Source organism: Bacillus sp. AFS029533, from assembly GCF_002585125.1.
GTDB classification, from domain to species: domain Bacteria; phylum Bacillota; class Bacilli; order Bacillales; family Bacillaceae_G; genus Gottfriedia; species Gottfriedia luciferensis_B.
Genome location: NZ_NUQC01000005.1, coordinates 22573 through 46353 on the forward strand (window position 1 = coordinate 22573; position 23781 = coordinate 46353).

Annotated in this window: 25 protein-coding genes; 6 read left to right on the plus strand and 19 right to left on the minus strand. The window is 34.4% G+C overall.

Features of this window, described 5'->3' with window-relative positions; genetic code table 11:
- Window positions 1–322 precede the first annotated feature (322 nt).
- The 9 genes from COE53_RS02945 to COE53_RS02985 all read right to left on the minus strand — a co-directional run bounded on the left by COE53_RS02945 (window position 323) and on the right by COE53_RS02985 (window position 10522).
- The gene (locus COE53_RS02945) at window positions 323–835 is read right to left on the minus strand and encodes a DUF2199 domain-containing protein (protein WP_069034353.1); all 513 of its coding nucleotides are present in this window, start codon (window positions 833–835) and stop codon (window positions 323–325) included.
- 273 nt (window positions 836–1108) lie between these two features.
- Window positions 1109–2284 (minus strand): spore germination protein GerXC, encoded by a 1176-nt coding sequence (gerXC, locus tag COE53_RS02950; RefSeq protein WP_069034354.1) that lies wholly within the window; start codon window positions 2282–2284, stop codon window positions 1109–1111.
- Entirely contained in the window at window positions 2281–3780 is a 1500-nt protein-coding gene (gene gerXA / locus COE53_RS02955) for a spore germination protein GerXA (protein WP_069034355.1), read from the minus strand. Before gerXA ends, gerXC begins: the two co-directional genes overlap by 4 nt.
- Window positions 3767–4864, minus strand: a complete 1098-nt coding sequence (gene gerXB, locus COE53_RS02960; RefSeq protein WP_069034356.1) for a spore germination protein GerXB — start codon at window positions 4862–4864, stop codon at window positions 3767–3769. Before gerXB ends, gerXA begins: the two co-directional genes overlap by 14 nt.
- A 471-nt stretch (window positions 4865–5335) precedes the next feature.
- On the minus strand, window positions 5336–6610 hold the full coding sequence (locus tag COE53_RS02965) for an ATP-binding protein (RefSeq protein ID WP_286162533.1): 1275 nt from the start codon (window positions 6608–6610) through the stop codon (window positions 5336–5338).
- A gap of 178 nt (window positions 6611–6788) precedes the next feature.
- Complete coding sequence (locus tag COE53_RS02970) at window positions 6789–7766, minus strand: VanW family protein (protein WP_069034358.1); 978 nt, start codon at window positions 7764–7766, stop codon at window positions 6789–6791.
- Between the two features lie 191 nt (window positions 7767–7957).
- On the minus strand, window positions 7958–8836 hold the full coding sequence (locus tag COE53_RS02975) for an aminoglycoside phosphotransferase family protein (RefSeq protein WP_069034359.1): 879 nt from the start codon (window positions 8834–8836) through the stop codon (window positions 7958–7960).
- 43 nt (window positions 8837–8879) lie between these two features.
- A complete protein-coding gene (locus COE53_RS02980) occupies window positions 8880–9329 on the minus strand; it encodes a VOC family protein (protein WP_069034360.1) in 450 nt (149 codons plus the stop codon).
- A 14-nt stretch (window positions 9330–9343) separates the two neighbouring features.
- On the minus strand, window positions 9344–10522 hold the full coding sequence (locus COE53_RS02985; protein WP_098947427.1) for a MalY/PatB family protein: 1179 nt from the start codon (window positions 10520–10522) through the stop codon (window positions 9344–9346).
- Between the two features lie 168 nt (window positions 10523–10690).
- Here COE53_RS02985 and COE53_RS24245 point away from each other — a divergent pair, with 168 nt between their 5' ends.
- Together COE53_RS24245 and COE53_RS02990 are read left to right on the plus strand one after the other, a co-directional pair.
- Window positions 10691–10822: a hypothetical protein gene (locus COE53_RS24245; RefSeq protein ID WP_286143704.1), complete on the plus strand. Its 132-nt coding sequence runs from the start codon at window positions 10691–10693 to the stop codon at window positions 10820–10822.
- Window positions 10806–10994, plus strand: coding sequence for a hypothetical protein (locus COE53_RS02990; protein ID WP_069034362.1), 189 nt, complete (start codon window positions 10806–10808; stop codon window positions 10992–10994). The genes COE53_RS24245 and COE53_RS02990 overlap by 17 nt, the downstream gene beginning before the upstream one ends.
- Window positions 10995–11101: 107 nt before the next feature.
- Here COE53_RS02990 and COE53_RS02995 read toward each other — a convergent pair whose 3' ends face one another.
- Complete coding sequence (locus COE53_RS02995) at window positions 11102–11713, minus strand: hypothetical protein (protein ID WP_069034363.1); 612 nt, start codon at window positions 11711–11713, stop codon at window positions 11102–11104.
- Window positions 11714–12231: 518 nt separating this feature from the next.
- Between COE53_RS02995 and COE53_RS03000 the strand changes: the two genes are divergently transcribed.
- A complete protein-coding gene (locus COE53_RS03000) occupies window positions 12232–12849 on the plus strand; it encodes an RraA family protein (RefSeq protein ID WP_286162534.1) in 618 nt (205 codons plus the stop codon).
- Window positions 12850–13068: 219 nt separating this feature from the next.
- Here the strand turns inward: COE53_RS03000 and COE53_RS03005 are convergent, their stop codons facing one another.
- Together COE53_RS03005 and COE53_RS03010 are read right to left on the minus strand one after the other, a co-directional pair.
- Complete coding sequence (locus COE53_RS03005) at window positions 13069–14163, minus strand: NAD(P)H-dependent flavin oxidoreductase (protein WP_098947429.1); 1095 nt, start codon at window positions 14161–14163, stop codon at window positions 13069–13071.
- Window positions 14164–14243: 80 nt separating this feature from the next.
- Complete coding sequence (locus COE53_RS03010; protein WP_098947430.1) at window positions 14244–15200, minus strand: S8 family peptidase; 957 nt, start codon at window positions 15198–15200, stop codon at window positions 14244–14246.
- Window positions 15201–15485: 285 nt separating this feature from the next.
- On the opposite strand from COE53_RS03010, the gene COE53_RS23810 reads away from it, so the two are divergent.
- Complete coding sequence (locus COE53_RS23810) at window positions 15486–15629, plus strand: hypothetical protein (protein WP_175403504.1); 144 nt, start codon at window positions 15486–15488, stop codon at window positions 15627–15629.
- Between the two features lie 163 nt (window positions 15630–15792).
- Here the strand turns inward: COE53_RS23810 and COE53_RS03015 are convergent, their stop codons facing one another.
- The 5 genes from COE53_RS03015 to COE53_RS03030 form a co-directional block, all read right to left on the minus strand.
- Entirely contained in the window at window positions 15793–16278 is a 486-nt protein-coding gene (locus COE53_RS03015) for a cysteine hydrolase family protein (protein WP_069034367.1), read from the minus strand.
- Window positions 16279–16434: 156 nt separating this feature from the next.
- Window positions 16435–16698 carry a hypothetical protein gene (locus COE53_RS03020; RefSeq protein WP_069034368.1) on the minus strand — a complete coding sequence of 88 codons (264 nt, stop codon included), beginning with the start codon at window positions 16696–16698 and terminating at the stop codon, window positions 16435–16437.
- Window positions 16699–16812: 114 nt separating this feature from the next.
- A complete protein-coding gene (locus COE53_RS03025) occupies window positions 16813–17874 on the minus strand; it encodes a DmpA family aminopeptidase (RefSeq protein WP_098947432.1) in 1062 nt (353 codons plus the stop codon).
- A gap of 129 nt (window positions 17875–18003) precedes the next feature.
- Entirely contained in the window at window positions 18004–18153 is a 150-nt protein-coding gene (locus COE53_RS23815) for a hypothetical protein (RefSeq protein WP_175403505.1), read from the minus strand.
- A 611-nt stretch (window positions 18154–18764) separates the two neighbouring features.
- Window positions 18765–19190 carry a DUF7878 domain-containing protein gene (locus tag COE53_RS03030; RefSeq protein WP_098947434.1) on the minus strand — a complete coding sequence of 142 codons (426 nt, stop codon included), beginning with the start codon at window positions 19188–19190 and terminating at the stop codon, window positions 18765–18767.
- Between the two features lie 214 nt (window positions 19191–19404).
- Between COE53_RS03030 and COE53_RS03035 the strand changes: the two genes are divergently transcribed.
- Together COE53_RS03035 and COE53_RS03040 are read left to right on the plus strand one after the other, a co-directional pair.
- Complete coding sequence (locus COE53_RS03035; RefSeq protein WP_098947436.1) at window positions 19405–19650, plus strand: hypothetical protein; 246 nt, start codon at window positions 19405–19407, stop codon at window positions 19648–19650.
- Between the two features lie 137 nt (window positions 19651–19787).
- The gene (locus COE53_RS03040) at window positions 19788–20027 is read left to right on the plus strand and encodes a DUF6429 family protein (RefSeq protein ID WP_069034372.1); all 240 of its coding nucleotides are present in this window, start codon (window positions 19788–19790) and stop codon (window positions 20025–20027) included.
- A gap of 48 nt (window positions 20028–20075) precedes the next feature.
- Here the strand turns inward: COE53_RS03040 and COE53_RS03045 are convergent, their stop codons facing one another.
- Together COE53_RS03045 and COE53_RS03050 are read right to left on the minus strand one after the other, a co-directional pair.
- Window positions 20076–20555, minus strand: coding sequence for a hypothetical protein (locus COE53_RS03045; RefSeq protein ID WP_069034373.1), 480 nt, complete (start codon window positions 20553–20555; stop codon window positions 20076–20078).
- Between the two features lie 191 nt (window positions 20556–20746).
- The gene (locus tag COE53_RS03050; RefSeq protein WP_483295419.1) at window positions 20747–23239 is read right to left on the minus strand and encodes a hypothetical protein; all 2493 of its coding nucleotides are present in this window, start codon (window positions 23237–23239) and stop codon (window positions 20747–20749) included.
- Window positions 23240–23781: the final 542 nt, after the last annotated feature.

Genomic DNA, 23781 nt, shown 5'->3' on the forward strand with positions numbered 1-23781 from the left:
CTGTGAATCATGATCTTCTCGATTGGAAAAGAATATTAACTGTGTCTAAGTTGGTGTGGTGATATTTTTAATTGCTTCATGTTTAGTTTTATTAAACAGAATGCCTAATATTGCGAAAAAAACCTCCAAATAAAAACTGTATATATGCACCTGTATCAATAATATTTTTAATCAAAATAGCACTCCCAACATGTATAATTCATCAAAAATTAAAACATTCTAATGCAACTAAACTGCTATTTTGTTGAATAAAAAAAGCTAACTGAATTAGTAGCTGATATTCAACTCAAGAATTCGTTAGTTGAATAAGGAATTATTCATCCTATTCTTCTGAATCACATAATTCTTCTGCGATTTGCTTAATCCGTACTATTGATATTCCTTCTTTTTGTTCTACTGCTAATGGGTGTTTAGTTGGCTCTAATTCAATAACAGGACACAACCCAACTGTCCTTGTGTGTACCATAGTTTTTAAATTTATTGTGTCTGGATAACAGGGAATATCGGTCGATAACCAACCAAACATAGGATCTAATTTTTTTTCTCTTTCAGGATCTTCCCAAAAATCATTTGTTTTATCGAAGTTCTCTTCGCTTAATGATACCCATACATCCCAAATAAATTTTTGATTTGTATCGATAACAGGAATTTCAATATTACCACGAATAAAAAAATACTTATCATCAATAATACATAAATCATCGTTCATCTCGACACGACTTTCTTGTTCATCAACTGGAATATCAAAAAAATAGTCAGGAACTGCACTTCCGTAACTCATCGGTAACTCGTCATGATATTTACCACAACTCTTACATATAAAACCATTGTTCATTCGATTGCCCCCAAATACTTTTTGACTAATTTAATAGTAAACTAACTTTTATCATTGATGAAGTAGAGAATCACTTTTGCAACTAACATGCCATTTAGCTCAATAAAAAAAATCGACTTTTATGTCGATCTTGTTGTTTAACTAAAGCATGCGTTAGCTAACCATGAATCTATGATTCACAACAGTGAATGAAAGTTACAATCGTTCTTTCATGCTAGTTTTCTTATTGGGTTTTCATTAAATGGAAAAATGTCATCAAATTAATTAGCTTAATTACGGTTCTTTTGAGAATGGCTTCTGTAAATTGGTGGACTTCCATTGACCGCTTGTCATAATTTGCACCTTCACCTCAACATCTAAGGATGACGGCGAAAGTGGGATTACTCCGTTCTTTTCAAATTTTTTCCAGTCTTTTACATCATTTCGATAAAGTATTTGTGAAAGCTGATAAACATCAATTCCTTTATTAATCCCGTTTTTGTAGGTTTCTTCAATTTCCTTTTTCAAGGTTTTTTCAGCTATTTGTTTTACGGTTTTCATAGGCAAATATTTTACAATCTGAAAAATATCTCCTTCTATGCCAATCTTCATTCGAAAATGCGGTTTGTGGTTCTTTATATACGCTACTGTTTGGATATTTGGTTTTTTCATTACCATTTCGGTAACGGGCTCCCCATCTTGTTTTAATAGTATCGGTGCTCGGGTGAAAGTCTTGCCCATCCATTTTAAACCTGATAAGTCTTTCTCAGACAAATACCCTTTGTAGCTCTTTGAAGCTACAAAAGCCGACCCACTATATTTTAATAAAGGGAAATCATTTTTGTTTGATTTCCATTTTTTTTTTGAAATCGATAAGAATGGGATTTGTGTGGTCATCGCAGGCTCATAAAAATAAGCCCGAAATTTGTAAAAGATCAAAGGACTAAAAAGAGAATAGTTTTTTGTCATTTCATTTGGGATATCCCTTAGTGTATAAAGGGGTGAAAGATTTAAGATTGTTCCAGTTGCCAAAACATCCTCAATTGGTTCCTTCGTTCCAAATACCCACATCGTATTCCTAAACTGAAAGAAACGAGCAAAGAATTCATCAATTTGTCGAATATCTCCATTTTTTAATACATTCTCAGAGAATACGACTGTATTTATGTGCTCCCAAGATACCCTTTGTTGAGTCGTTTTATAAAAATCGAACGCTGAATGGTCTAAAATCTCCCCTTTTCCTTTTCCAATAAAAATTGGCTGTGGTGTTCGCATAGTCGTTTCTTGTTTTGCAAAAGTGGAAAAATTGATAAATTGAGGATAGAGCACGTATTGATTATTTTTAAAGTCAACTCCTAAGGAATTCATGTACCAAACATGCTCTACTTCTCTTGTGTCCCAACAGCCGGTTAACAGAAAAATAGATGGAAATAGTATAAGTAGTTTTTTTTGAAAAAAATTTTTCCTCATCTTTTTTCTTCACCCTTTTTTTTCGTGCTATCGTTCGTATGAATCTCTTTTGGTCTCTTTATCATATTTTTAAAACGAATTCGAATTGTTGCCGGAATCAAACTAGTTGGTACCAATGGCGAGTAAGGGGCCATAAATGGAACCCCAAAAGAGCGTAAATTCACAAGATGAACACAAATAATAAAAACTGAAAATATTAGCCCAGTTATTCCGAGTAAGCTTGATAGTAGATAAACAAAATATCGGAGAATACTTAATGTTCCCGAAAGCGACTGGTTAATTAAAGTAAATGTCGAAACCACTGAAATAGCCATCATTACGACAATACCAGGAGAAGCCAAACCTGCGCTGATGGCAGCTTGCCCAATAATTAACCCACCTACTACGGATAATGTTTGACCAACAGTAGTAGGAATTCGAAGACCTGCCTCTCTGAGTAACTCAAATAAAAAAATCATCAAGAATCCCTCTAATGTAGTGGGAAATGGAACTCCCTCTCTTGACAAAGCCAGTGTTGCCAACAATGTGTATGGTATTTGATCCGGATGATAAGCGACTAAAGCAATCCAAAATCCCGGTAGAAAAACAGCTACAATTAAGCTGAAAATCCTCAGTACTCTTCCCAAGCTTGCGGAAGGGGCTGACGAATGCTGGTCCTCAGCATTATTCACAAAAAATACTAGAGTAACAGGTCCGATTGATGCAGTCGGTGAGCCTTCCACTAATAAAACAAAGCGTCCATAAAGTAGGCAATTTACAGCATAATCAGGTCGTCCCGTATATTCTAATAAAGGAAAGAGACTGAATGGCCGTTCTGTAATAAGTTCTTCAATTTGATCAGATGAAACAATGCCATCGACTTTAATATTATTTAATTTAGATCGTACTTCTTCTAAAACATCTTGTGAAATAACATCTTTCAAATAAAGAACAACAACCCTGGTTTTACTTCTAGTTCCAATAACAAATTCTTCATAACTAAGGGAACATGTTTTCAATCTTTTTCGTATTAAACCAATATTGGTTTGAATTTCTTCTACAAATCCGTCCCTTCCCCCTCTTAGTGTCACTTCCGTACTAGGTGCTTCTACAGATCTTGCTGGTAGCATCGCTAGTTTGATGGAAAAAACCAGCCTAGATGCAGTAAGGAAAAAGAGAACTTCTCCTTCAAATATTTTTTTGGCGAGGTCTTCCTGTGAAAAGTCTGATTTAACGAAAGTGATAGGGACATCAAGTTTTGACTCCAAATCCTTTGCATCACCTGTAAATCCATTTTCCAACACTTCATGAAGATGAGGCATGATTGTTTTTCTCAATTCTTTTATGTCAATGAGACTTTGACAATATAAAGATAAAATAGAAAAATAACGTTTGCCACTGTCGATTTGGTGTTTTTGGAAGATGACATCTTGCGATCCTTCAAACCAACCTCTTAAAATATCTTCATCCCACTTGACCTTCAACTGATCTTGATCAGGTTGATTATTGCGCTTCATTGGTGTTACCTCCTTTCTCTTTTTTCACAAACATAGAGAGGATGGCTAAAAGTACAAAAATCAAGAGAATAAATACAAGAGTACCCGGTAAAAATTGACGGGATAAAAACAAATAAAAAGAAGTATCATTAATGGACAAAATGGATATCAAAGTGACCCACGCTAGGAAAAAAAGTTTTACTCCACTATTTACCTTCTTATTTGTAACATTAAGAATATCTGAGACTAAAAAAGTAAGAAGAGACAAGCGGATAAAAGCGCCAACAAACCATTGATAAACTGATAAAAAGTCGAGATGTTCGATATAGCGACCAATTGATACCAGTCTCCATTCTTCAAAGGCTGGGTATCGTTGCTTAGCAGCCACGAATGGTCCAAACTCTGTAATGGCCCCGATCGTTGGTCCAAGAGTAAGAATTACAAAAGTGATTCCAATCCAAATCAAAGTACTAAACTTTAATTTTTCATTTAAGTGATGATGAAAAAATAGGATAAAAGCAACTTCTACAAATCCTGATATTGGATAGATCATGCCTTTTATAACAGGAGAAGTACCGTATTCTATATATGGTTTTAAAAGAGTATAGTCTTTATGCGGAAAATTCGCAGTCATGACAAAAAAACCTAAAACAATGACAATTGGGAGAAGGATACCCGCGGTTAACCCGATGGATTGAATTCCGTGCTTTGCATTATAAAAACAGACTATAGAAAAAGTAGCCCCTAATAATACTCTAGGTGTCATTGGGAGATAAAACGATAAAAAGGTTAACGTTTCCTTTAAAAGGACGACACCCGAGGAAAATAGGTATAGAACGATCATTGCCATTAATGGGTATGTAATAAATCTCCCGAAATTTCCCTTAAGCCAAAGAAACAACTGTACTCCGTTCATACGTTTTTGGATAAAGTAGAGAATTGGTATCAAGAATAGTAAAGAAACGCTTGAGAGCAAGATGGTGATCCAAGAATCACGGCCCGAAACGTCCAAAACCATAGGAATGATAATCACATGGTTAATAAGTCCAGTACTACCAATTAGGATAAATGACATTTGAAGCAAGTTGATAGTTTGGTTTTTCATGTACATTCCTCCAAAAAAGCAAATTCGTTTCCAAGATAGTATATCCTTTAGGAATATTTTTATTATTTTTGAAGTCACCCTCCTACTTAATTATCTATATCAGAACCTACGTATATAGTTTGTAGTTCTTCAATTTATCAATAATATACCTACAGAAACTATCCTACCATTTAGCCAGTCATGCAGCGCAAGCGCTACAGCAAAGCGAATGAAAATGGATGGTAAGTGTCTATACAAATACTGACTTTTTTCCAGTCAACTATAAGTACTAGACTTTTTGTTAACTTTACTCATTTTTAAGATTTGAGCAGAGTTTTCTTTAGTATTTTCATTTATCTATTTATGAAGAAACTAATTTTCATGGTAGTTTGGAGCCAAACAAAAAAAAGATAGAAGCCCTTGCTTCTATCTTTTCAAAGTTATCATGATGGATCTGATACTTATAACTAGTACATGTAAAAGTAAAATCAATTATTCAAAAGAAAATCCCACAGTTTGATTCTTTTCCCAATTTTGCTTTTTTTGTTTACGTAAAATGGATCTCATTTCGTCGCATAGTCGAATGATATCTACTTCTTGGTCACAGTCCCACTCAATAATGATTGAAATATATAACTCATTTAATTGAGCATAAGAGAAGTCATTCGTTGAATCAATTAGGAGCTGTAATTCTTCATTGTTTAAAATTCGATTTAATTTTTTCTTTTGTAAATACTCAGAACGCATTTCTTTTGTTGGTTGTTTAATTTCATATGCTCGATCAAATCTACCAGAGCGATTCATTAAAGCTGGATCGATTTTTTCGGGATAATTAGTCGTTCCAATTAAAAATAAACCTTCTTTAGAAGTTGCACCATCGATCGTGTTTAGGAATACTGAACGAACCGAAGGAGGCATACTATCAATATCCTCGATAACTAGTACCATTGGCGTTAATTTTAACACTGAACTAAAAACCTCTTTAATTGTGTAACTTGATGTGTATTCAGTAATTTGCCAATATGCAACAGGTGCATTAATACTACTTGCAATTGATTTCACTAATGTTGTTTTTCCATTTCCTGGATTTCCATATAATAAAAATCCTCGTTTATATGGGATATCATATGTTTTAAAGAAATCTCGACCTTCATTAAAGAAATGGTCTATTGATCGATAAATTTCTCTTTTTAATGATTCTTCTAAAAATACATCTTCTCTATTAACCATTTTAGTAATATTTTCAATTGATGTTTCGACACCGTCATCTGTATCTGTATAAACCGTTACATAATTTTTAATATAATCTCGTTTTCTTTTTAGTACGTATTGAAAAAAGGATGAAAGACATGAATCATTTTTAGCAAAAATCAGGTCTCTATTATATTGATTATCCGCTTCAAATATCATCGCTTTCGATAAAGCTACTCCGTAATTCGGATAATAGTATAATCCATTTTCAACCCTTGGCTTAATGATGAGTTCCAATTTTTTATCAGTGTGATTCGAAGAAATAGTTTTTGTTTCAAGCTCATTATAAATATGGCTGATTAATTGAACTTCACTCGATTCTTCTTTAAGATCCTCTTCTAGAATTTCCCAAATTTCATTGGTTGTATCCTCATCTGAATACATTTGGAAATCTACACCAAATGTATCAATTAGCTGACTTTGAATAGTTGAAATGATCTTTCCATAATCGTAGTAATAAGGTAATGTATTTCGTTCCATATCCTTCGAATCAAATAATACATTTATTTTTGTCATGCAATTCTCCTTTGTTTTCAAATCTTTCTTATAATTCTAAATCCTTAGTTTCTATAAGTCTAGTGTTGAAAGGATTAGACTTTCATTAATTTTTATTCAAAATGATCCTTATTCATGAAAAACAAAATAACCCCCACAAGGATCTTTAATTACCTTGTGGGGGTTACTTGTATTATCTTTAATCCCCTACCGACTTATGCGGTGGTACTATTTTTCCTTTCCTAGAAGGATTTGAAGAATGCTTGTCTTCTTCTGTATTTATTTCTTCAGGTAAACGAGTTGGAGCGATAGGGACATTTCTTACTTCATAATTGATGACATCGGAAGAATGAAGCGTAACAATCATACTTCCTCCATATTGTTTTGCTCGAATTAGAATTGGCTGATTATATTTATTTTGAAAACGGAAGTCTGGTCCATACCAACTTACAGTTGCATCACGTCCTGCTGGTACATATGGTACTCGTCTACTATGGGTATATCTTTCAATAATTTTTAGACCAGCGCGATCTACTGCATTAAATAGAGTAGAGGAAACTTGACATATTCCTCCTCCTACTCCTTCAGACAATTCTCCCCTTACAATGATCGGTGCACGTTTATATCCCTTTGCCCCACTTCTCTCTCCTACTACCTTATTAAAAGAAAAAACTTCATTTGGGAAAACTACGTAATTATCAATTGCTTTTGCTGCAAGTGAAATATTATGTACTCGACTTTTATTATTAAAATTAAAGTAGGTTACATATTGTCCAATTTGTTGAATCCTAATATGGGCTAATAATTCACTATCAACTTTAGGATAAATATCTAACTCTGGTACTTCAATTTTAGAAGGGCCTTTACTATAAAAATATGTAGTAAATTTATCCTTAAACTCTTTTTTATAAAGTCTGTATCCTACCTGTCCTGGTACAATTCTACCTTGTTCATTGATTGTCGCATTTATAGGGTTACGGTAAATTTGTTGATCAAGTTTTTCAATAAATTGATTAAACTTTTTATCGTTTATTATAGGTGTACCTGGAAGTGACATTGTAAAATCTTCACGATTAACTACGGCAATCGGATGGCCCTGCTGAATAACAGTTAAGCTGTCAGGAAGTTCAACTGATTGCGTCATTAATAATAAACTAGCTAGTAATTTTTGTAACATAGTTGGAATACCTCCCAACAATAGTATGAACAAGATTCAAGAATTTCATGTTTTTTCCTTATAAATTCATGATTGTTAGCTTATTTGAAAATTACAAAATTTCATCTAAGTTTTAGCTTTTTTTGCACCCTCATTGAAGTACCAAGAAACAAAAAAACGAGTCGCTATTAAAGCAACTCGTAAAATTTAATTTAAGATTTAAAATCGTTCATGATCACATTTATCGTATTAAATGATTCTTCCCTTATTGATGAAGTATTCTCTTTATTCGCATTAAATGTAATTAAAGCCTTCCATAGAGCCCAGCCTCTCGCTCTATTCCATGTATTTTCATCAAAGTTTAAAACGTTTTTAAAGACGTTTCTACTATCAGTATCGAAAAATGTCCATGCCATTACTGCATCACATGATGGATCACCAACTCCTAGGATTCCAAAATCAATGACTGCACATAGCTTTCCATTTTTAACAAGTAAGTTTCCAGGAGCAATATCACCATGCACCCATACTGGTTCATACTCCCATTTGGAACTTAGAGCTGTTTCCCAAATTTCTGTTAGTAAATCTTTGTTAAAAATCGCTTTCGTTTGGTCTATTGAATCTTTAGTTTCTTGGTCGTAAACAGCTAAGTTACCACCTCTAAAGAAATTATGCTTTCCTGCAATCGGCCCTCCATGAGCATCAATTGACTGGAACTCCTTTAAAAATTGCCCTAACTCTTTAGCAAATTGACTTAAATCACTTATATTTTCTTTGTTCAAAGATTCTCCATCGATCCATTCATTGATTGTCCAGGGCCAAGGATAGGATTTACTTGGACTTCCTTTAGCTAACGGTTTAGATACTGGTAAACTTAGTTTATTTGTTAAAATGGGTAACCACTTATGCTCTTTTTCAACCTGAGGAACGTAGCATTCTGCACTTGGTAATCTTACGCTCATTTTATCCCCTAAATGAAACGTTCTGTTATCGTTGCCACTTAATTCTACTGGTTTTATTTCTAACTGAGACCAAATTGGAAATTGTTCATTAATTAATTGTTTTACTAATTCAACATTTATGTTAACCATCTAATCTCCCCATTTTTGCTATCAAACAAAAATTATGTGTATTTTACTTTTGAGTTATTAATATGAATGTAACGCCGAACTTGTCAGTAACTGTTCCGAATGCGGGACTAAATGGTACTGCTTCTAACGGGGCAATAACATGTCCATCTTGTTGTAATGAATTAAAAATGCGCTTTGTTTTTTCTACATTATCGATCGAAAGATTTATCGTAACTTCTACTTTTTTCTGTTCATAATTAGGTGTATTTTGTTGAAAGTCTTTGTTCATAATCGGATTCGATTGAATCGGAGCATCAAATAACATAAGGTCACTTTCTCCGATTTTTAAAATTGCATTTGCAACACTATTTTTTAATGCTTCTGAACAAGGTATTGGCATATCACCGTATGTTTGTATATTTAGAACCTCTGCTTCAAGTTCTTTTTCATAAAAATGTACCGCTTCTTTAGCATTCCCGCTCATAACAATACATGGTGTTATTTTTAACGTCATCATCCCATCTCCTTCTATTTCTTTCTAGCTTTTACAGCTTTCTCTAATCGTTTCATGGCTTCTTCTAATGTTTTACGTGTACAAGCGTAATTCAATCTCATAAAACCATCTCCATTTATCCCAAAACCGCGACCTTCATTTAAACCTAATTTAGCATCATTAATCATAAATTCGTTTAATTGGTCACCTCTTAAGCCTAAACCTCTAAAATCAAGCCATCCTAAGTACGTCGCTTCTGTAACTCTCATTTTTATTTCTGGAATATTAGTTCTTAAATAATTATGTATAAACTCCGCATTTCCTTTTAAATAAATCAATAATTCATCAAGCCATTTTTCCCCTTCATTATAAGCTGCTATTACTGCTTCAATTCCAAAAATATTTAAGTTTTCTAAACTTGAACGAGCAATCGCATGAGAAAACTCTGTAAATAAATCTTGATTTGGAATAACAGCAAGTGACGAAAATAAGCCTGCAATATTGAATGTTTTGCTTGGCGACATAAATGTAATACTCATATTTGCTGCATCTTCACTTAATGAATAAAAAGGTATGTGACTACCTTTCTCGTAGACTAAATCAGCATGAATTTCATCAGCTATTACAACAATTTTATTCTTTTTACAAATTTCAAATAAACCTGATAATTCTTCTTTCGTCCAGACTCTTCCAACAGGATTTGCAGGGCTACATAGAATAATCATTTTAGTTTTAGACGTAATTTTATTTTCTAGATCTTCTAAATCCATATAATAATAGCCATCTTCTTCAATTAAAGAATTTTCAACGATGGTTCTTCCATTATTTTTAATTGTACTGAAAAATGGAAAGTAAACTGGTGGCTGAATAATGATTTCATCACCAGGTTTTGTGAAAGCATCAATGGCTAAATTTAATGCTGGAACCACTCCAGGTATATTTGTTAACCATTCTCTTTGAATCGATGTATTATACCGTTTACTTGCCCAATTCATTGCTGATTCAAAAAATTCCTCAGGTATATGTCCATAACCATAAATAGGATGTTGAGCTCGTTTCGTTATAGCTTCAATAATTCCAGGTGCACAAGCAAAATCCATATCGGCAACCCATAAAGGTAGTACATCCGTACATCCAAATACTCGATCAACTGAGTCCCACTTTGTACTATTTGTATTTTTTCTATTATGTTCTTCATTAAAGTTAAAGTTCATATTTATTCCCCCACCATTTTTCAATCTTTTATGATTACAATTTGACTACTTCTAATCCAGTATTTAGTTAATCATAGTATTTTCGTTATCATAATTTATATCCAAATTATACTATTCCGGTTGAAAATTTAAATTTTAATATCAATTTACTAAAATGGTGGGGATTGAATGAATTTTAAATTCAATCTTTCATTAGATGACTATATATTTCAAAATCAATCTATTTTTTTCATAAAGCTAGTAAATAATAATGAACATCTAAATGTAAATGGAGGTTTCTATAATGAAAAAAGAAGATGAATACACTGATGATATGAATCAACTATTAGAAATTATCAATGCAAAAGGTGATACAGGTGAATTACTTGAAATTGTAGACAAGTATAAACAAGCTGAAAATCCAGAATGTAATCATGACATTTTTTATCAAGAACTAAGAGTAATTGCTGAGGATAGTGCAAAAGAAGATTAAATCTAGTAGGTTAAATGAGTAGTGGAACATTATTAGTTCCACTACTTTTCACTATTTTTACAAATCGAAATCACCCATTTGAATCTTTATATGTATTACCGTTGAATTTATAAACTATATTCTTCTGTTGGTATTTTACCCTTTAAAATATCATATTCAGCTTTCATTTCACCAAACTTTTGAGGATTTCCATGGTCTGGTGCATAATCAGGGTGCCAAAGCTTTGTATATTCTCTCATCTGTTTCTTCCAAACTTCAGCATTATCATTCGGATTGAAATACTTGAAATTATGTTTTTTATTTTTCTTAATTGAAGTAGAGTAATTTCTTAAATACTCTTCCCAAACTCTAGCCCAATCAACTATTTTCTTTTTATATTCTTTTGCTTTCTCAGCATTTTTTCTTTTTTCTTCTTTCTTCCAATCTTCCATTCTTTGACTAAAATCTTTAATACCTTGTTTTGAGTTTCTCCATCTTAGCTCTGCATCTCTTATTTCTTGATCAGTAATTTCTTCAAATAAAATTTCATCGCTAAGAACTTCACTAAGATTCCCTTCATTTTCCTTTGAATTTATATGTAGATCATACATTTCTTCTATCATTTTTTCGATTAATTCTGCACTAGTTTTCCCTGTAAGTTGGGATAGCTTTTCTAGTTTTTCCGTCGATTCTATTTGAACTTTGTGTGTTAAATAGACGTATTTAGTTTTATTTCTCAAGCACCTCAACTCCTTAATTAAATGTTACTATACAAGGATAAATCTATATATTAAATAATGAAGTCAATCATGTTACATTCTTAAATATTTTCACTTTCCCGAAATAGGACTGGTCTAAAAATAGTCCCTTGTAAAATATTAATAATGTAGTGAAACTTAATGGAATGTATTTTCTTTATAAAATGTGTACGATAGTATCTAAATTTCCACTTCAATCAGATCCTTATTTTACATATGCTTAAATTCAAGATATTTAAAGATTAAACTATTTTCTTTATAAAATGTGTACCATAGTATCTATATTTTCACTTCAATCAGATCCTAATTACATGATGTATAAATTCAAGATATTAAAACATTACACTATTTTTTATTATCCAACTTATTTTATTCGATATTAATCTATTGCAACCTTTCTAAATTCAATAATTATTTTTTATCAAGCTTCATAATTTTTTCGAAATTCTCACGAGACCAAATAATTTATATAATTTCATTAATAAATGATTTATTAGGGAGTGATTTCTATTATTAATCAATTTAAAAATATACCAACAACTTGTATTTCAGATGTAATGGATGGGCTAAATAATATGGATCCGTCAATAAAGCCTTTAAAAGAAGAATATAGATTTGTAGGAAGAGCACTGACAGTTAAAATCCCTGTTGGTGATAACTTAGCTGTATTAAGGGCAATTCGTGAAGCAAATCCAGGCGATGTCATCGTAATCGATGCAAAAGGTGATCGATACCGGGCAATTGCAGGAGACTTTGTTGTTGGAATGGCACAAACAATGGGTGTTAGTGCTATAGTTGTTGATGGGGTAATCCGGGATATAAGCGGTATTAAAAAATTAAATTTCCCAGTATTTTGTAAAGGTACTACTGTAGGTGCGAGTGGAAAAATTGGAGTAGGTAATATTAATATTCCAATTTCCTGTGGAGGTACATCAGTTAACCCAGGTGATATCATTGTTGGTGATGCAGATGGAGTAGTTGTTATTCCTCAATCTGAAGCAAAAACGATATTAGAAAAATCATTAGATAAAATAAAAAAAGATGAACAAAGAGAAGAACAAGTATCTGGTAATATTGAAGCTATTAAATCGTATATTGATCGTATGCTTTTAAAGTAACAAAAGATTATTTACTTCTATAAAAAAAGGTTCTCTATAGGTAACGAAAAAACCTATTAGAACCTTTTTTTACTTGGCTAATATTTTAATTTTTTTAACTGATTTTTTATAAAAGGATCAATATCTAAGGAGCATTTCCAATCTTTTCTCTCATACCTTCACAATAATTCATAAAGTCTCCTAATCAAAAATAGTAGTACAGATCAATTTACTTAGCATTTAGCTCAATTTACCAATAAAAATCTCGAAGAATTTTTTAGCTTCACCCATTATTCCATTTATTAAGTTTTCTACCGATTCATTTTTAGATAATCTAGGACTTTGTCCCGACCATAGTGACATAAACTCTTTATTATATTGTACGGATGACGCTTTTCTAATCGTTTGTGTAATCGTATTTTGTACAGGAAACTCTGGTAAATCAGCCTCGTGTTTTTTCATTTCCGTAATAAATTTATTTTCGATTCCTCTTGCCCATTTTCCAGAAAATGAACGGGTCAAAACTAACTGGTCCTCTGTAGAATTTAGAATAGCATTCTTATGTACTTCATGAGCTCCACTTTCAATACAGGTTAGAAAAGCGGTACCCATTTGAACAGCCTTCGCCCCTAAACAAAGAGACGCCATTAAGCCTCTTCCATCCATAATTCCTCCAGCTGCAATTACTGGAATACTAACCTGATCAACTACTTGAGGTATTAGTGACATTAATCCAATTAAACTTTCCTCATTCTCGTTTAAGAAATTACCTCGATGTCCACCTGCTTCACTACCTTGTACGACAATTAAATCCATTCCTGACTTCTCAATTTCAATTGCTTCATTTACAGTAGTGGCTGTTCCAATCAAAATAATATTATGAAGCTTTAACTCTTTTATCATTTCCTTTGAAGGTATACCGAATGTGAATGAACAAATCGGAACACCTTCTTCAATGATCACTTTAATTTGTTCGTGAAATGTATCATTTAAAGAATTAAAATTTTGAACCTGTATGCGATCATTTTGTTTTATATTTAAATCTTCATTAAAAGGTTGTAATAAATCATTGGATTTTGAAATTTCATTTTCGTTTACTCTAAAATCATTTGGGACAAATAAATTAATTCCGAAGCTTTTATTAGTTAATGTTTTTATTTCTCTAATTTGTTCACGTATTTGTGATGGAGTCATATAGCCTGCTCCAATTGTCCCTAAAGCTCCACAATTTGAAACTTCAGCTACAAAATCTGAGGTTGTGATTCCACCGGCCATCGGAGCTTGAATAATTGGACATTCTATTTTTAAAAGTTCAGTTATTTGATTTTTAAACATTCATATCACCTCTATAGACTTTTTTTCGATTCATCAAAAAAGTCCCGGATAGTCTACCAACACTATCGGGACTTTATCTATTATTTTATTACATTCGGAGACTTTGAGGGTATATTTACGCCTAGATTTAAAAGTCCATGGCCTTCCTCAAACGAACTGTATCCGATTGGTACTGTATGACTTATTAGCAGTTCGAACAAATCTGGTTCAGTGATTTTCTCATTATTCTCTGACTCAAACTGTTGAATTAATAATGCAATTGCCCCTGATACATGTGGTGTTGCCATTGATGTACCTGAAAGAACAGCATATTGATTTGTCGGATAAGTCGAAAGAATCTTTTCTCCCGGCGCAACTAAATCAATTTCGTTATTTGTATTACTAAAATTGGATAATCGTTTTTGCAGACTTACGGAACCTACTTCTATAACTTCATCGTAAGCACCTGGATAGCTATATTCATTGGTTGAGCCATCTCCATCACCTTCGTTACCAGCTGCGCATACAACGGCTATATTTTGTTCAACCGCTCTTTGAATCGCTTCATGTAACGAAGAATCATCCTCTGGACCACCTAATGACATTGAAATCACTCGAACAGTTTCTCCATTAGAGCCTTTCCAATTTGTCGCATAATCAATCGCTTGTACAATTGATTCAATGCTACCTTCCCCTGCTCCATAGAGTACTTTTAAAACGAGAAGTTTTGCTTTTGGAGCAACCCCTACAACACCTTCTCCATTTTCAGAAGCTGCAATCGTTCCACATACATGTGTACCGTGTCCATTATTATCTAAGAATACGTTAGGATCCCCACCGTAGTCTTCTGTAAAATTATATCCACCAATAATTCGCTCTTGTAATTCAGGGTGGTCAGTCTGACAGCCAGTATCAATAACAGCTACAACCACGTCTTCCCCTTGACACCCTTTGTCCCAAATAGATTTAGCTTCAATTAAACGAACTCCAGGTGGTACTTCATTTGTACTACCTTTAACTTCTTCCAGCTTGTAAGGAATTAATCTAAATTTAGACATGCCTACCAACTCCTTTTTGGGATTTATTCATAAAGGATAAATCTTTGAGGTATAGATTAGTATTCTACATCCATCCATAATTTTCCTTTAAATAAATTCAACTTTATTTAAAATTAATTCTAATCTAGTTGGATTTAATAGATTCACTTTTTTAATTAAGCAATTTTATTCCCTCTTTCACTCCTTAAAAACTTTGCTAACTTTTACGTGAAATTAATCTTGCCTTAAAAAAATAGATTTATAATCTAAAAGTGTTAAGGCATTATTCAAACTAGGGGGAATAAAATGCTTACTAATTTTTTAACTGAAATCAAATTTTGGTGGTTTGGAGAGTTACGAGAAGAAATAGAAGAAATAGAACGAATTGAATCCAAGCATACAAGAGTTCGATTTGACTCTGATATTTATGAATTAATCCGCATCCATTAGAAGAATAAGAGGAATATTGTCTAAATTCCCAATAGATTAGATTTGAACCACAAGGATCATTAATTTTACCTTGTGGTTTCTTTGTCTTCTCTTCAATTCAAAATAGTGCTCAAAGTACGATGACTTAAAAGAGCACTTTTTATGTTATCAATCTATTTTTAAACTAAATAATGTATGGGACAACTTTGTATGAAATAATGTTTCGATCACGATACGTTTGAGTTATTACATCACTTTTTGTGCTTAGTATTCCATTTTGCAATAAGACTGGTTTAAATCCCCTTTCGCTAGCCCCATTATAAGTAAATAGAACACAATGTTCTGCTGCAAATCCAGCTATTATAACTAACTCAACATCATTTCCTTTCAAAATCTGCTCTAATTCCGTATTCCAAAATGCATTTGAATGTTCTTTTGTAACACAAATATCTTGTTCTTCCACTATAATTTCCGGGATGAAAGAAATTAATTCTGAATCTATTTCATCTGCTCCTTCGATATCTTGCACATGTATAACTAGATGATTTTTAGATCGAATACTCTCAGCAACATAATTTATATATTCACAAGCACCTTCGACATTTAATGATTCTTTTTTACCATCTAAAAATATTTTTTGCATATCAATGATAAGAAAAGCAATTTTCATTTTTTAACCTCCATGACACTTTATATTCCTTTTAACTAATTATTCTATTTGTTTTGTTATAGTCCTACCTTTTTTTATATAATTCCTAACAAAAAAAATGGCAGACCCTATAAATACGATTAGGTCCGTCAATTTTTTTATGATGAATTCTCGAAGTTATTTATTATTTAATTTTTGAATTTCTATTTGGCTACGATTGATTGGTAATTTTTTCACACTATATTTTCTTTGATCTCTATTTGGCAAAGGTAGCTTCAATATATTTATATTTTTGTCGGCTATTACTTCATTTTGAGTTTTAACCCGAACCTGTTCATTTAGTGTCGAATTAGTCCTTTTTAAACTATTATCATTAAAAGCCATAAAACTAACACCTAAACAAATTACAAATGTAGTAACAAAAAACACAATTTTTTTCATAGCAACCTCCTAACTTAATGCTTGTCCATCTTTCAGATTAAGAGTATTTTATGAAATTTATTGCGTTATTAGAACTTTATTCTACTTTCTAGTTAGATTTTTGAATTCCATAATCTATATTAAGTTAACATTGTACTTTTCTATTAAATCTTTAAAAGCTGGTCTTTCATTTCCATCTCTTCCAACAATATGTGTTGCTGTTACTAAAGAGTTTAAAACTGCTTCTTCTGTGGCTTCTCCTACTGCTCTAAATGCTAGATCAATATCTTCTTCATGTATCGTCTGAACCGTTATGCAATGCGCTGTTTTTTCATGAGGTATTTTTGTTGCAGTTGAAAAGCCAATGACGACTTCACCACTTCCCGTTGTAATAATTGAGCCTGTTCTTGATAAACCTGTAACTGTTCTTTTAATGATCCGATTTAGCTGCCTTTCTGAAACGGGAAGGTCCGTTGCAACAATCATAATGATTGAACCTTTATCTTGTTCGTCTCGTTCTTTTAAGATATGATCTCGCAATTCTGATCCAACAGGCTTTCCATTTACTTTTAAATCGCTTAAAATCCCAAAGTTAGATAAAACTAAAACGCCCATTGTATATGTACCATGTTCCATCTTCATAACTCGCGAAGCAGTTCCAATGCCACCTTTTAATGAATAGCAAAGCATTCCAGTTCCTGCTCCGACAGTTCCTTCTTTTACATCTGGAGAAGCGTTATTTAATGCTTGAAAAAAATGGTCTTTTGTGACAAATCTAGCCCGTACATCATTTAAAAGCATGTCATTACATTCGCAAATTACTGGGTTAACAGTACCTGTCGTACGACCTATTTCTGGATTATGTTCTAGCATATATTCAATTAAAGCGTCTGCAGCTGTCCCAATGCTTAGCGTATTAGTTAAAATAATTGGCGTTTCGATTGTACCTAACTCATTAATCTGAATCGTTCCCATCGACTTACCAAACCCATTAATAACATGCGATGACGCGATTAACTTGTCTCTAAATAGATTTCCTTGATGAGGAAATATTGCCGTAACACCAGTTTGGATGTCTTGATCACTGATTGTTACATGACCTACCGTAACCCCTTCAACATCTGTAATAGAATTTAGTTTCCCTGTTTCTAGGTACCCAATATTAACACCATAATCTCTGATTCTTTTTTGACTCATTAAAAATTCCCTCCAGCTTTGTATTCAATAAGTGTAGTCTCATTTAATTAAGTGATTTAATTTCGAAAGTACAAAAAGCCCTTATTCAGAGCTTTTAGTTAAAAATAATTTGACCACTTTTAAGATAGATCAGTGACTTTCTGTTAATTTCATTTCCTCTTGATTTTCTTTTACCTTTAGAGGAATATAAGTTAAAGAAACTAAAGCTCCACTTATCATTAGTAAAACCATCAATGATGCGAATAGTAGTACGATTTTTTTGGAAAATACTTTCATCATAAGTTGATTTCTCCTATTATGATTAATCTTAGGAATTATTTTAACAGATAACTTAGAAAATTAGATACTTACTTGATAAAAATAAAAATCTCAATTACTCCCCAAGATCTTCCTCAATCTAAACAACCTAAGATTAACAAATAAGGAAATCATTACCATATGGGAAAAACGAACTATTCCCATTTCCTAACATACCCTGTATTAACCTTGTTTTCATGGTGGCATTGGCAAACAGGTACTCATCACTTTTATCTTCATGGTAAAAGTGATTTTTTAACTAAAATTTATAAAAAAACACAAGATAAAAATTTTACCTTGTGCTTTATTTTATTACATAAATCTTTTACTTTTTTTACATAAACCATGAAATAAATGTTCATCATCAGCAAAGTTAAACAGTCTTCAATTTGGCATTTCAACAATTTCACAAACATTAACATTAACCTTCTTTTCCGTTAAAATTCATCAATTTTATCTGTAAAAACTATTAAAGAAGTTGTACCTAATTCAATAAATAGATTAGTTCAGTAAATTTTCCCTATCAAATGCACTAAAAAAAGAGTTACTCTTGCAACTCTCTTTAGTAAAATAATTTTGGTTTATAATCAAAATTACTGATTAAATTTATCAAGCGTATAATCATAATTGATTTCAATAAGTCCGTCATTTAACGCAGTAAGAAATCTGTTTACAGACTCAACTAATACCTCTGTATTCATATATTCTGTGGGTTCAAACATTTGCCACACCGAATATATTCCCCACTTGTCATCTCCTTTATATAGGAAATTCATAAGATCTTCATTTCGATTAATCGATTCATAATTCATGTTATCTCTTGCTCCATTTTGTACCTTTTGAACCCATTCACTTAATTGACTCGCAAACTCAGTAAGATTTAAATTCGGATCATGAAAAAATAAAGATTCATTTAAATAGATATTTAATGCGCCATCTATATATTTTCCAGTATTGGCAACATAAGCCGGTTCTGTAGGTATATAATCATTTAATATAAACAAAAATTTTATATTCATAAAATTCTCCTTTCGTATTTAGTTCAATCTTCATTTATGTATTTTAGTACTTAGTTTCTATTGTTTCCTATTTTTGGTATTTCCCTCATTTTTATTTTACTTTTTTTAGCTTTTTATTTTAGTTTGCAAATTTTTTGGTAACTATTTGAAGTCAAAAACTACAAAGGTATCATTCTATAAATAGCCATCAATCAAAAAGAAAGTGGGATAACATATGAATCAATTTATTGCAGGTCTTTTCCAATCGATTCTTATATTAATTTTAGCTTTCGTGTTTGTCTATAATTATTCAGATATTCGTACTAGAACTACTCATTTTGTTTGTCCTCATTGTAGCAGTCGCTTTAAATTATCTAAATTAAATTTTGCGATTGCATTTAAAACAGGTAAAGTAAATGAACGTTTAGTTACTTGTCCCGTTTGTGGTCATAGAGATCGAATGTCTATTTTAATTGATTAAATTACTAAATCACTTTTTTTACCACTATGTGTTCTAATTTATAGTTTATTAATTAGAAATAAGAAAACCCTTATACTAAAAGGGCTTTCTCTTATTTTTTTAATTCTTAAATGTAAATTAGAAAGGAGCTATTTGAAATGCAAGAATTAATCGATGATCTAACTTTATTATTATTATTTTTAACAGCATTTGAAGAAAACACAGTATTAGATGAAACTACACTCAGAAGTTGGAAAGGATATCCTTTCGATACATTAAATAAATTATTGAATAATAATCTCATATTTTTTAGTAATCGTGCTAAATCAGTTTACTTAACAGAAGATGGAATAGAATTAGCCAACAAATTATTGCAGAAATATACTATTCAAAAATGATGATTAAGCTTTAATCACCTAATAAAACTGCAGAAATCTAGATCTAAGCTATTCACAATGATTATCACATTGTATCAAGTAATCATTCTTTAAAATATCCGTTGCATTCTTTATATTTGATACGGTTAAAAAAAGACTATCTTTTTCTCCTATAAAGAATGATTTCACACCAACCTTACACCATAAACTGCCATAAATTTTACTAAATACTCCTGGAATACCAGGGGGAATATTTAATAGAGCGAAAATCGTTTCTTCTTTAAATTTCACATTAAATGATTCAAGTACTTCTCTAACTACTTTTAGATCATGTATATTTTGCGATTCAGTTGTACCAGGTACAAGTCTAACGAAATTATTATTTTCACCACTTTTTGTCAGTAAAATTCCGACGATATTTACTGAATTATTAGCAATATCTTTTAAAACACAACTTAAAGTTTCATCATTTACTATAAAAGTAAATTGGGTTCTATATTCAAGATCGAATTGTAACTGATCTACTTTACGGCCATTAAAACGATTCAAATTCCCCACATCCTTTTTTTTCGTTTTATTAAAGTATGTGGAAAAAAATAAAATGTTTTTGGTTGAAGACTAGGCTTTCTATTCACCCATTTGCCCTTATCTCAAATTAAAAAACCCCTTTCTAATAAACAGAGTTAATATTTTTAACTGTCTATTAAAAGGGGATATTAATCTATTAATCTAACTCTAACTTAAGGTGTAAATGTGATTATATTCATATCTCTATTAATTGCCGATGCTGAGGTAACATTCGAAATTGCTGTAAATATTACTCTAAGACTATAGGTTGAAGTTGCATTTGCAGGTGCTACATTTACTTGAGTACTTGAAAATTGATATCGGTGGGTACCAGCTGTCGGCTGGCTACTATTAAATACTCTAGTATCTATTAAAGTTGCATCCCTATAAAGTCTCAACTCAAATGTAACTGACCAGTTTGCAGTAACCACTAACTCGATTGCTGTTGCATAGTCAATTTTAAGCTGCTGGTTTGCGAGTACAGCCTGAGTGATACTTACAATTGTTACTTCTGTATTAAGTGGTGGGAATACAGCAATCGATCCTGCGTTTTCTGCAAATGTTAGAGTTGGTCTTTGTCCTGTTGGACCCGTTACTCCGGTTACTCCTGTTGCTCCGGTTGTCCCTGTTACTCCGGTTGGGCCTGTTACTCCTGTTGTCCCTGTTATTCCGGTTGCTCCTGTCGCTCCTGTTACTCCTGTTGCCCCTGTTGTTCCTGTCGCTCCTGTTACTCCAGTTGTACCTGTCGCTCCCGTCGGTCCGGTTGCCCCTGTCGCTCCTGTTGTCCCTGTTGCTCCTGTCGGTCCGGTTGCCCCTGTTGCTCCTGTGGATCCTGTCGCTCCCGTCGGTCCGGTTGCTCCAGTTGCTCCTGTGGATCCTGTCGCTCCCGTCGGTCCGGTTGCTCCGGTTGCTCCTGTGGATCCTGTCGCTCCCGTCGGTCCGGTTGCTCCGGTTGTCCCTGTTATTCCTGTTGTCCCTGTTATTCCGGTTGCTCCTGTCGCTCCTGTTACTCCTGTTACTCCTGTTACTCCGGTTGCCCCTGTTGCTCCTGTGGATCCTGTCGCTCCCGTCGGTCCGGTTGCTCCTGTTGCTCCTGTGAATCCTGTCGCTCCCGTCGGTCCGGTTGTCCCTGTTACTCCTGCTGTCCCTGTTATTCCGGTTGGGCCTGTTACTCCTGTCGGTCCTGTTATTCCTGTTGCCCCTGTTACTCCTGTTGGGCCTGTTGTTCCTGTCGCTCCTGTCGGTCCGGTTGCCCCGGTTGGGCCTGTTGTTCCGGTTGCTCCGGTTGCCCCGGTTGGTCCGGTTGGTCCGGTTGCTCCGGTTGTCCCTGTTACTCCTGTTGTCCCTGTTACTCCTGTTGTCCCTGTTATTCCTGTTATTCCGGTTGGGCCTGTTGTTCCGGTTACTCCTGTTGTTCCGGTTACTCCTGTCGGTCCGGTTATTCCGGTTGGGCCTGTTGTTCCGGTTGGGCCTGTTACTCCTGTCGGTCCGGTTACTCCTGTCGATCCTGTTGATCCTGTCGATCCAGTTGCTCCTGTCGCTCCCGTCGGTCCGGTTATTCCGGTTGTCCCTGTTAATCCGGTTGCTCCTGTTATTCCAGTTGGGCCTGTTGCTCCTGTTGTCCCTGTTGCCCCAGTCGTTCCGGTTGCTCCGGTTGTTCCGGTTACTCCTGTTGTCCCTGTTACTCCTGTTGTCCCTGTTACACCAGTTGTTCCGCTTACTCCTGTTATTCCGGTTGCTCCGGTTGTTCCGGTTACTCCTGTTGTTCCGGTTGCTCCGGTTGTCCCGGTTATTCCGGTTGCTCCGGTTGCTCCTGTTGATCCTGTATCTCCCGTCGGTCCGGTTATTCCGGTTACTCCTGTTATTCCGGTTGCTCCGGTTGCTCCTGTTATCCCAGTATTTCCCGTTGACCCTGTTGATCCTGTTATTCCTGTTGCCCCAGTTGTTCCTGTTGCTCCGGTTGCTCCTGTTGCTCCTGTTGCTCCTGTTGCTCCTGTATCTCCCGTCGTTCCTGTTATTCCGGTTACTCCTGTTATTCCGGTTGCTCCTGTTATCCCAGTATTTCCCGTTGACCCTGTTGATCCTGTTATTCCTGTTGCACCGGTTGATCCTGTTGATCCTGTTACTCCCGTCGTTCCTGTTATTCCGGTTACTCCTGTTATTCCGGTTGCTCCTGTTACTCCGGTTGTTCCTGTTGCCCCAGTTGCTCCTGTTGATCCTGTTGATCCTGTTACTCCCGTCGTTCCTGTTATTCCGGTTGCTCCTGTTACTCCGGTTGTTCCTGTTGCCCCGGTTGATCCAGTTGCTCCTGTATCTCCCGTCGTTCCTGTTATTCCTGTTGCTCCTGTTATTCCGGTTGCTCCGGTTGCTCCGGTTGCTCCTGTTATCCCAGTTATTCCCGTTGACCCTGTTGATCCTGTTATTCCTGTTGACCCGGTTGCTCCTGTCGTTCCAGTCGTTCCTGTTATTCCAGTTGTTCCAGTTGCCCCGGTTGCTCCTGCCGTTCCAGTCGTTCCTGTTATTCCAGTTGCCCCGGTTGCTCCCGTCGTTCCTGTTATTCCTGTTGCTCCTGTATCTCCCGTCGTTCCTGTTATTCCTGTTGCTCCTGTATTTCCCGTCGTTCCTGTTATTCCGGTTACTCCTGTTATTCCTGTTGCTCCTGTTATCCCAGTTATTCCCGTTGATCCTGTTATTCCGGTTATTCCTGTTGACCCTGTTGATCCTGTTGTTCCTGTTATTCCGGTTGCCCCGGTTGCTCCCGTCGTTCCTGTTATTCCTGTTGCTCCTGTATCTCCCGTTGATCCTGTTATTCCGGTTATTCCGGTTGACCCTGTTGATCCTGTTGTTCCTGTTATTCCGGTTGCTCCTGTATCTCCCGTCGTTCCTGTTATTCCTGTTGCTCCGGTTGCTCCAGTTGTCCCTGTTACTCCGGTTGTTCCCGTTGCTCCTGTCGTTCCTGTCACTCCGGTTGCTCCGGTTGCTCCTGTATCTCCCGTCGTTCCTGTTATTCCAGTTACTCCTGTTACTCCGGTTGCTCCTGTTATCCCAGTTATTCCCGTTGACCCGGTTGTTCCGGTTATTCCTGTTGACCCGGTTGCTCCTGTCGTTCCTGTTATTCCAGTTACTCCTGTTACTCCGGTTGCTCCTGTCGTTCCTGTTATTCCAGTTACTCCTGTTACTCCGGTTGCTCCGGTTGCTCCTGTATCTC